This window comes from Mycobacterium sp. IDUB_39 (assembly GCF_055419205.1).
In genome coordinates, this window is sequence record NZ_JBVAXF010000002.1 from 1 (window position 1) to 9,306 (window position 9,306).

General features: G+C 66.0%; 1 protein-coding gene. It reads left to right on the forward strand.

The genetic code is table 11. The features are described from left to right. On the forward strand, positions 1-9,293 hold a 9,293-nt coding region (locus tag ACZY0X_RS06275; protein ID WP_463768799.1), incomplete at its 5' end, for an amino acid adenylation domain-containing protein. Positions 9,294-9,306: the final 13 nt, after the last annotated feature.

Here is a 9,306-nt window from a genome sequence, read left to right on the forward strand (position 1 = left end):
CGGCCGAGATACGCACGCGACTGGCCGATCGGCTCCCGGCCTATATGGTGCCGACCGCGGTCGTGGTGCTCGAGGCGCTGCCGCTGACCGTCAACGGCAAACTGGACCGCCGTGCCCTGCCGGCTCCGGAGTACACCGATGGCGATCACTACCGCGCACCCACCACACCCGTAGAGGAGATCCTGGCCGGTATCTACGCCCAGGTGCTCGGCCTGGACCGCGTCGGTGTCGATGACTCCTTCTTCGACCTCGGTGGTGACTCACTCTCAGCGATGCGACTCATCGCCGCGGTCAACACCAGCCTGGACGCCGAGCTCGCGGTGCGCACCCTGTTCGACGAACCCACCGTGGCGCAACTGGCACCGCATGTCGGTGAGGGGTCGAGCAGACGAGAGCCCCTGACCGCACAGCAGCGACCAGCAGAGGTGCCGTTGTCCTACGCCCAGAACCGCATGTGGTTCCTGGATCAGTTGCAGGGTCCGTCGCCGATCTACAACATGGCGGTGGGGCTACGGCTGACTGGGCCTCTGGACGCTGATGCCCTGGGCGTGTCCTTGGCCGATGTCATTGCCCGCCAGGAGAGCCTGCGCACGCTGTTCATCGCTGTCGATGGTGTGCCACGACAGGTGGTCGTGCCTGCCGAGCAGGCAGATTTCGGGTGGAAGGTAGTGGACGCCGGCGACTGGCCGGCGGAGCGGTTGGAGGCGGCCGTCAGCGCGGCGGTTTGTCGCAGTTTCGACTTGTCCGCCGAGATTCCCGTACGGGCAACGCTGTTCCGCGTCGACGAGGGTGAGCATGTGCTTGTGGCGGTGGTGCACCATATCGCCGCTGATGGCTGGTCGGTGACACCGCTCGTGGCAGATCTGGGGATGGCCTATGCCAGCCGCAGCGCCGGACGGGGCCCCGATTGGGCGCCGCTGCCGGTCCAGTACGCCGATTACACACTGTGGCAACAGGAGTGGCTCGGTTCGGAATCAGATACCGACAGCGTGGTAGCCGGCCAGCTGGCCTATTGGGAGCAGGAGTTGGCCGGCCTGCCCGAGCGTTTGGAACTCCCGACGGACCGGCCGTATCCGCCGGTGGCCGATTACCGCGGGGCCAGCGTGGCGGTGGAATGGCCTGCGCAGCTGCAGCAGCAGATTACTCGTCTGGCACACGAGCACAACGTGACAAGCTTCATGGTGGTGCAGGCCGCCCTGGCGCTGGTGCTGTCGAAGCACAGCGCCAGCTCAGATGTGGCGGTGGGATTCCCGATCGCCGGTCGCGGCGAGTCCGCGCTGAACGAGTTGGTGGGCTTCTTCGTCAACACGCTGGTGCTGCGGGTGGACCTGGCCGGAGATCCCACCGTGGCTGACCTGTTGCAGCAGGTGCGCCAGCGGGCCTTGGGCGCCTATGAGCATCAGGATGTGCCGTTCGAGGTGTTGGTCGACCGGCTCAACCCGGCCCGCAGTTTGACCCATCATCCGCTGATCCAGGTCATGCTCGCCTGGCAGAACTTCGGTGGGGACCCCGCAGCCGATCTTGCGCTGGGCGATGTGCAGATCACGCCGCTGTCGGCGGAAACGAGTACTGCCCGGATGGATCTGGCGTTCTCGCTGTCTGAACTGTGGACCACTGATGAGGAGCCGGCCGGCATCTCCGGGACGGTGGAGTTCCGTACCGATGTGTTCGATGCCGCTGGTATCGAGACACTGGCGGAACGGCTTCGGCGGGTGCTGGTGGCGTTCACCGCCGATCCGTCCCGCACATTGTCATCGGTCGATGTGCTTGACACGGTGGACCATTCCCGTCTCGACGAGGTCGGCAATTTGACGGCACTGAGCCAGCCCGAGATGGCGATGTCGATTCCGGCGTTGTTCGCTGCACAGGTGGATCGTTGCGCTGACGAGGTCGCGATCAGCGCCGAAGGCTGCCAGATGACGTATCGAGACCTCGATGAGGCATCGAATCGGTTGGCACACTTGCTGGTCGGTCAAGGTGTGGCGCCCGGCGACACCGTGGCATTGCTGCTTGAGCGCTCACCGCGAGCGGTCGTGGCGATGCTGTCAGTGCTCAAGGCCGGGGCCGCCTATCTCGCGATTGATCCGATTGTGCCTGATGAGCGGCTGCGGTTCATGGTGGCTGATGCGGAGCCGATCGTCGCGCTGACCACGGCAGCGTTGGCTGAGCGGCTGCACGGCTCCGACGTTCGGACCCTTGAACTCGACGGTCCCCGGGTAGCCGCCGGTCCTGACACGGCGTTGCCGATGCCATCCCCCGATGACATTGCCTACCTCATCTACACGTCAGGCACTACCGGCACCCCCAAGGGGGTGGCCATCACGCACCGCAACCTGGCTCACGTGGCGGAGTCCATGCCCGCTTTCCTTCCGGCGGCGCAGGTGTGGACGCAGTGCCACTCATATGCGTTCGACTTCTCCGTATGGGAGATCTGGGCTGCGCTGCTGACTGGCGGGCGGTTGGTGGTGGTACCCGAAGCTGTGACGGGATCGCCGAATGATTTCCACGCCTTGCTGATTGCCGAACAGGTCAACGTGCTCACTCAAACCCCGTCGGCGGTGGCTGCACTTTCCTGTGAGGGCTTGGATTCGGTGGCATTGCTCCTCGGTGGCGAGGATTGCCCGTCCGAGGTGGTGGATCGGTGGGCGCCGGGACGGGTGATGATCAACGCCTACGGCCCGACCGAGACCACGATATATGCGTCGATGAGTGCACCGTTGTCGGTGGGATCGCCCGCGGTGCCCATTGGTGCTCCAGTGCCGACCACAGCGCTGTTTGTACTGGATGCGTGGCTGCGGCCGGTGCCGACTGGGGTGGTCGGTGAGTTGTATGTGGCCGGTCGCGGTGTGGGCGTCGGCTACGTGCGTCGGGCGGGGTTGACGGGGTCCCGGTTTGTGGCTTGCCCGTTCGCCGATGCCGGGCTACCTGGAGCGCGCATGTATCGCACCGGGGACCTCGTGCGCTGGGGAACTGACGGGCAGTTGCAGTATCTCGGCCGTGCTGACGAGCAGGTCAAGATCCGCGGGTACCGTATCGAACTCGGCGAAATCCAGACAGTGCTCGCGGATCTGGATGGGGTCGGGCAGGCGGTGGTGATCGCCCGCGAGGATCGTCCGGGTGACAAGCGACTGGTGGGTTATGTCACCGAATCAATCACCGGGGTATTTGATGCAGTGGTGGCGCGCGCCGCCCTGGCGCAGCGGTTGCCGACGTATATGGTGCCTGCCGCTTTGGTGCTGATGGATGCGCTGCCGTTGACGGTCAGCGGCAAACTCGACAAACGGGCGTTGCCGGCACCGGAGTACCAGCTGAGCGCTGCCTACCGCGCGCCATCGGGCCCCACCGAGGAGATCCTGGCCGGCATCTACGCCCAGGTGTTGGGTGTGGAGCGGGTCGGTGCGGACGACTCGTTCTTCGATCTTGGCGGTGACTCGCTACTGGCCATGCGGGTGATCGCCGCGATCAACACCAGTCTGGACTCCGGCCTTGCGGTGCGGACCCTGTTCGACGCCCCGACGGTGGCACAGTTGGCGCCGCGTATCGGTGAGGGATCGAGTGGGCGTAAGCCGTTGGGGGTGCGACAGCGGCCGGCGGAGGTGCCGTTGTCATACGCACAGCAGCGGCTGTGGTTCCTCGATCGGTACGAGGGTGGGGTCGCGACCTACAACATGCCGATCGCGTTGCGGGTCGACGGGCCACTGGATGTCGACGCGTTGGATTCGGCCCTTGATGACGTGATCGCCCGCCACGAGTCGCTGCGCACGGTCTTCCCCGATGTGGACGGCGTGGCGTTGCAGCGGGTGCTGGCCGCACAGGAGGGCATGTGGCGGCGCGGCGGTCCGGCGGTGGTGTCGGTGCCGGAGTCAGATGTGGCCGCCGACTTGGTGGCGTTGGCGGGGTATCGCTTTGATCTCTCGGTTGAGATCCCGATCCGGGCACAGATCTTCCAGGTGGGTCCCGAACAGTATGTGGTGGGGATGGTGCTGCACCACATTGTGTTTGACGGCTGGTCAATGGCGCCGATGGTGCGTGATGTGGCCGAGGCGTATCAGGCGAGGCGCCAGGGCCTGGCCCCACGTTGGGTGCCGTTGCCGGTGCAGTATGTCGATTACACGCTGTGGCAGCAGGATTGGCTTGGATCAGTGACCGATCCCGACAGTGTGATTGCCGGGCAACTGGGCTATTGGCGGCAGGAGTTGGCCGGGCTGCCCGAGGTGGTGTCGCTGCCGACGGATCGGCCTCGGCCGCCGGTGCCCAGTTACCGCGGTGACGGTGTTGAGATGCGGATTGACCCGCAGATCTGGGTGGGAGTCAAGGCGTTGGCGGCGACGCACAACGCGACGGTCTCGATGGTGCTGCAGGCCGTGGTGGCGGTGCTGATGCATCGGAGCGGAGTCGGTGAGGATGTGGCGTTGGGTACGCCGATCGCCGGACGATTGGACGCCGCGCTCGATGGGTTGGTCGGGTTCTTCGTCAACACCTGGGTGTTGCGGGTGGGGGTGAACTCCCACCAGCAGTTCAGCGATGTGGTCGAGCAGGTGCGGCAGAAGGCGCTGGATGCCTACGGCAATCAGGACGTGCCGTTCGATCTGCTGGTCGAGCAGCTCAACCCGGCGCGGTCGACATCGCATCATCCGCTGTTCCAGGTGGCGATGGTCTTCCAGAACAACGTGCGCCCAGAGGTGGCGCTCGAGGGGGTCAGGGTCGAGCCGCTGTCAACTGATACCCGCACCGCCAAATGGGACTTGGACATCGATTTGAGGGAGGTCCCCGGCGAGGGTGCTGCCGGGGTGGTGACATACGCCACGGATCTGTTCGATCGGTCCACGATCGAGCGGCTGGTCGGTTGGTTCGGCCGGGTGGTCGAGGCGGTGGTGGCCGACCCGTCGGTGGTGGTGGGCGATGTGGACCTGCTGGATCGCGGTGAGCGCGAGCTGGTACTAGCGCAGTGGTCTGGTGCACAGGCCGGTGCGCCGGTGGGGTTGGGGCCGCAGTTGTTGTCTGCGGCGGTGGCCGCTGACCCGGATGCGGTGGCCGTGGTCGATGGGGCCCGTCAGTGGTCGTATCGCGAACTCGACGAGGACTCGAATCGGTTGGCCCGGTCGCTGATCGGCGCGGGGGTGGGTCCAGAGCGCGCAGTGGGCGTGGCGATGGGCCGGTGTGCGGAGTTGGTTCTCGCGTGGTGGGCGGTGCTCAAGGCCGGTGGAACCTATGTGCCGGTGGATCAGACCCATCCGGTCGAACGCATTGCCACGGTGCTCGACACTGCTGAGGCGGTGTGTGTGTTGACTCGTGATGCAGATGCAGTGGCAGGGGCTGGGAGCCGTCCGGTGTTACGGGTCGACGATCTGGACGTGTTGGGGCTGTCTGCGGATCCGATCACCGATGCTGACCGGCTCGCGCCGCTGCGCGTGGATGATGCCGCCTACGTGATCTTCACGTCGGGGTCCACTGGCACCCCGAAGGGGGTGGCGGTCAGCCATGCCGGACTGCTGGGTGAGGCCGCAGCGCATCGTGCGGTATTCGGTTTGGAAGCGCGGTCGAGGGTTCTGATGGTCGCAGCACCGACCTTTGACGCCTCGGTGTTCGAGTGGCTGTTGGCGGTTGCGTCGGGCGCGGCGTTGGTGGTGGCGGCGCCGGATTGTTATGCGGGGGAGGCATTGACCGCGTTGGTGGCCGAGCAGCGGGTGGATGCGGCGTTGTTGACTCCCACCGTGCTGGCGACGCTGGACCGATCCCGGCTGGACGGGCTGAGGACGTTGATCACCGGTGGGGAAGCCTGTCCGGCTGAGTTGGTCGCGGCGTGGGCGCCGGGTCGGCGGATGTTCAACGCATACGGCCCCACCGAGGTAACCATCTGGGTCACCTGGAGTGCGCTGTCGACGGGGAAGCCGGTGGGTATCGGCGTCCCGATCGCCGGAGTCAGCGCGCTGGTGCTGGATGCACGGCTCAACCCCGCCCCGGTGGGGGTCGTCGGTGAGTTGTATCTGGGTGGGCCGCCAGTGGCGCGCGGATATGTGGGACGGGCGGCGTTGACCGCGGATCGCTTCGTGGCCAACCCGTTTGGTGATGCCGGGGAGCGCATGTATCGCAGCGGGGATCTGGTCCGTTGGACTGAGGCGGGAACGTTGGAGTATCTGGGTCGTGCCGATGCCCAGATCAAGCTGCGCGGGCAACGTCTGGAACTGGGCGAGATCGAGAACACCCTGCTGGCCTGCCCGCAGGTGTCGCGGGCCGCCGCGGCGGTGCATCACAGCGACACCGCTGAGCACCTCATCGCCTACATCGCCCTAGAGCGCACCAACACCGCCGACAAGGAGGCCGAGGTCGTCGATCAGTGGCAACACGTCTACGACGAACTCTACGACGCTGAGGCCAAGGTTGAGGTGGTCGAGTTCGGCAGTGATTTCCGGGGTTGGAACAGCAGCTACACCGGTGAGGCGATTCCGCTGCCGCAGATGCAGGAGTGGCGTGCGGCGGCGGTGGACCGGATTCTGGCGCTGCGGCCAGGTCGGGTGCTGGAGATCGGTGTCGGTTCTGGGTTGGTGCTGTCACAGGTCGCCCCGGTGTGTGTGGAGTACTGGGGCACGGACTTCTCCGCACCGACAATCCAGACCTTGCAGGCCGCGGTGGCCGGGCAGTCGTGGGGGGATCGAGTTCAGCTGCGGACCCAGCCCGCGCATGTCACCGGGACTCTGCCGCGGGACTACTTCGACACCATCATCGTCAACTCGGTGGTTCAGTACTTCCCGAGCGCGGCGTACCTGGCCGACGTCATCGACAGCGCCGTGGAGCTGCTGGCCCCCGGTGGGGCACTGTTCATCGGCGATGTGCGCAATCACAGCCTGCAGGGTGCATTCCAGACCGGTATCGCATTGGCGCACACCGGAGCCGGTGCTGACGCCGACGAGATCCGGCAACGTGTGCAGCGCGCAATGCTGGGGGAGCCCGAATTGCTTTTGGCGCCAGAGTTCTTCACCACCTGGGCTGCGGAGCATCCGTCCGCGGCTGGGGTGAACATTGCGGTCAAACGTGGGGAGGCCGACAACGAACTCAGCCGCTACCGCTACGACGTCACCATTCACAAGACCCCTACGCGGGTGTGCTCGCTGGCCGGTGCACCGACCTGGGAGTGGACTGACTGTGCAGGGCTCAGTGGACTACACGCCGAGTTGACGGCGCAACGTCCGGCCATGGTGCGCGTCACAGCGATCCCCCGCACCGGTGTGATCGCCGACGTGCACATCCAGCAGGCTTTGGCCGCCGGACTGCCCATGGCGGATGCGCTGGCCCAGGACCCCTGCGAGGTCACCGCGACTGCCGAACAACTGCACCGTCTTGGCGAGACCGCCGCATACCAGGTCGCGGTCACCTGGGGAGCGGCACCGGGCACGCTGGATGCCGTCTTCACCGCCGTCGTTGACGGGCCCGTCGCGGCGCTGACAGACGTGTACCTGACCTCCATCGAGGCCCGGCAGCGCAGCAGCTACGCCAACGACCCCCATACCAACACCAAGGTCAGTGCGGTGCGGCAGTGGCTGAGTGAGCGGGTGCCCGAGTACATGGTGCCCACCCAGATCGTGGTCCTTGATGAGTTCCCGTTGACCTCCTCGGGCAAGATCGACCGAAAGGCCCTGCCGGCACCGGTATTCGCCGTCAGCACCTTCCGCGCACCGCAGACCCCGACCGAGAAGACCGTCGCCGAGGTCTTCGCGGAGGTACTCGGACTCGAGCGGGTCGGCCTCGATGACGACTTCTTCGCCCTGGGTGGGGACTCGTTGATCGCCATCCGGGTCACATCGCGTCTGGAGTCGGCACTGGGCAGGGAAGTGCCGGTGCGCTATCTCTTCGACGCGCCGAAAGTCACCGAACTCGCCGACCACCTGGACCGCAATCTTGGCGATGCGGCCCGCCCACCAATACAGCAGACGCCCCGCCCGCACCCCATCCCATTGTCCTACGCCCAGCAGCGGCTGTGGTTCTTCGATCAGTTGCAGGGCCCGTCGCCGATCTACAACATGGCCGTCGCATTGCGGTTGCGCGGGCCACTGGATGCTGGTGCGCTCGGCCAGGCACTGGACGACGTGGTGGTCCGCCACGAGAGCCTGCGCACGCTTTTCACCACACCGGAGGGGACACCGCAGCAGCTGGTGGTGCCCGCCGAGGAGGCCGATCTGGGCTGGCAGGTCATCGATGCCTCCGATTGGTCGGCGGACCGGGTGAAGGAGGCCGTCGGCGCGGCAGCGCGTCACAGTTTCGACCTATCTGCCGAGATACCGCTGCGGGCAACGCTTCTCCGCGTCGCGGAGGATGAGCACGTGCTGGTGGCGGTCGTGCATCACATCGCGGCCGACGGCTGGTCAGTGACGCCGCTGGTGGCTGATCTGGGGATGGCCTACGCCAGCCGGAGCGCGGGACGGCCCCCGGAGTGGGCGCCGCTTCCGGTGCAGTACGTCGATTACACGCTATGGCAACGAGAGTGGCTAGGGGACGAGTCTGATCCCGAGAGTGTGATCGCCAAGCAGTTGGCCTACTGGGAACAGGCGTTGGCTGGGCTGCCCGAGCGGCTCGAGTTGCCCACCGACCGTCCCTATCCGCCGGTGGCGGAGTACCGCGGCGCCAGTATCGCCGTGGACTGGCCGGCCGAGCTGCAGCAGCAGGTTGATCGAGTTGCTCGCGAGCACAACGTGACCAGTTCCATGGTGGTGCAGGCCGCCCTGGCGGTGCTGCTATCGAAGCTGAGTTCCAGTTCTGATGTGGCCCTGGGAATCACGACCGCCGGCCGAGGAGATCCAGCGCTGGATGATCTGGTGGGCTTCTTTGTCAACACGCTGGTGCTGCGCGTCGACGTGGGCGAGGATCCCACTGTGGCTGAGCTTCTGGCTCAGGTGCGCGAGCGTGGTCTGGCGGCCTACGAGCACCAGGACGTGCCATTCGAGGTCGTGGTGGATCGACTCAACCCGGCTCGCAGCCTGACCCATCATCCGCTGGTTCAAGTGATGTTGGCATGGCAGAACCTGCCCTGGCAGCACAGTGGGGACTCCGCTGCCGGGCTGGCGTTGGGTGATGTGGCTGCCACGCCGATTCCAGCGGAGACCCACACAGCCCGAATGGATCTGGTCTTCTCGCTGGCTGAACGCTTCAACGGTACCGGCGGCCCCGCCGGGATTGGAGGAACAGTGGAGTTTCGCACCGATGTGTTTGACGTGGACGGTGTCGAGCGGCTGATCGAGCGATTGCGGCGGGTACTGACGGCGATGACCGCTGAGGCGGAGGGCGGCAATGACCACTAACCCGCCCCGGCGG